The sequence below is a fragment of the Aeromicrobium sp. genome, assembly GCF_014378035.1.
GTDB lineage: Bacteria > Actinomycetota > Actinomycetes > Propionibacteriales > Nocardioidaceae > Aeromicrobium.
Genome location: NZ_JACMOM010000342.1, coordinates 1 through 1540, shown reverse-complemented (window position 1 = coordinate 1540; position 1540 = coordinate 1). Strand labels below are relative to the sequence as shown.

Annotated in this window: 1 protein-coding gene and 1 pseudogene; both read left to right on the top strand. The window is 64.7% G+C overall.

The window, feature by feature from the left end:
• Window positions 1–103 precede the first annotated feature (103 nt).
• Complete coding sequence (locus H7290_RS18055; protein ID WP_290515404.1) at window positions 104–925, top strand: LacI family DNA-binding transcriptional regulator; 822 nt, start codon at window positions 104–106, stop codon at window positions 923–925.
• Between the two features lie 212 nt (window positions 926–1137).
• Window positions 1138–1540 (top strand): annotated as a pseudogene (locus H7290_RS18050) (hypothetical protein); the annotation flags it as partial.

The following is a 1540-nucleotide window of genomic DNA, read 5'->3' as shown; positions in this document are numbered from 1 at the left end:
CGCCGATGCGACCGGTGCCGACGACGATCCTGGTGCAGGCAGAGCCGATACTCGCAACCACGTTGTCCCTGGCCGATCCACAGCGGTAGAAGTCGTCATAGACATGCCTGATTCTGGCGAGGTGCGTCGGCCTAATCTGTACTTCGACGAAGTTCTGTGCGGCAGTGAGCTTCAGGCTTGGCGCGACGGCTTCACCCTCATGGTGGGCGTTGGTCGCGGTGCGAACGCCGTCGAGATCGTTGCAGACATCGCCGGGCGGGTCGACGGTCTCGCCCTCCTCGCGGGCAGCGTGCCCGACGATGTGCTCGAGCACATCTCGCGCCGTATCCCGATTGTGCTCATCGCCGGAGCACGTCGCGACGACGACTACGACCATGTGACGGTCGCGAATGCGGAAGGGATGCACGCCCTTACCCGCCACGTGATCGACGATCTCGGCGTGCGAGATGCCGTCTACGTCTCGGGTCCGCAAAGCACGCCCGACGACCTCGAGCGACATGAGGGCTACCGTCAGGCGCTCGCCGAGAGTGGTATCGACGCCGAATCGCTCCCGGTGCATCACGGCGACTTCTCCCGGGCCCGTGGACGGGAGATCGCCACAGAGATCCTGGCCGCGGGGCGGCCGCCGCGGGCGCTGATCTGCTCTAACGACCAGATGGCGCTCGGCATCTTGGAGGTACTCCAGGCTCGAGGCATCCGCGTGCCAGAGGACACGATCGTCACCGGCTTCGATGGCATCGAAGACGGGCGGATGTCGACGCCCCGCCTCACTACGGTGCAACAGCCGATGGTGAGGCTCGGTCGTGCCGCGATGAGGGTGATGCGTGGTCGTCTCGACGATCCGTCCCAGCCGCCGATCGCCGTGCGACTCCCCGTGAAACTGCTGTTGCGCGAGAGCTCGGAGGGGACGCCGCAGGCCCTCTGACCGGCCATGGACCGGTCACGAATCTGGCGCAGTGCGTTCGCAAGATGGTCACGTGACCGACACCGTAAGGTCGTCGGCCAGGCGCCGGCCGAACCACGCTGCCCTTGCGGATAAAAATGTATGCGCATACACTGACTCCAATAGCGGCGGTACTCTTCCAAAAGTGCCGCACACCTTTAAGGTCGACGACGACACGAAACAGGTACTGGGCAATGAAGCATCAGCAGAACGAGACTCATGGAGCGCCTTCTACGCGCACCCGGCGGCGACGCTTCGGCACGGCCCTCGTTGCGGCACTCGGCGCGGGGGCGCTGCTCGCCGCTGGTTTGGTGCAGCCGCAGATCGCACGCGCAACGGCCGCACAAGACCCGCTCCGCCCCACCACGACCCTGAGCGCAGCACAGAGGGCAACGCTGCTCGGGATCGCCAAAGACACTTGGAAGTTCTTTGAGAAGACGGTGGATCCGAACACCCATCTGCCGCTTGACAACCTCGGCCCGGGGGAGACGAAGGGCACCTATACTTCTGCCGCGAACATCGGCGTGTACCTTCAGTCGGTCGTCGCTGCCAACGACCTGAAGATCATCAGCCGACCAGAGGCGCGCTCGCTCATTT

Bases quoted from the DNA above. Each gene is read 5' to 3' on its own strand.
- H7290_RS18055 (WP_290515404.1), top strand. From the start codon at position 104: ATGCCTGATTCTGGCGAGGTGCGTCGGCCTAATCTGTACTTCGACGAA.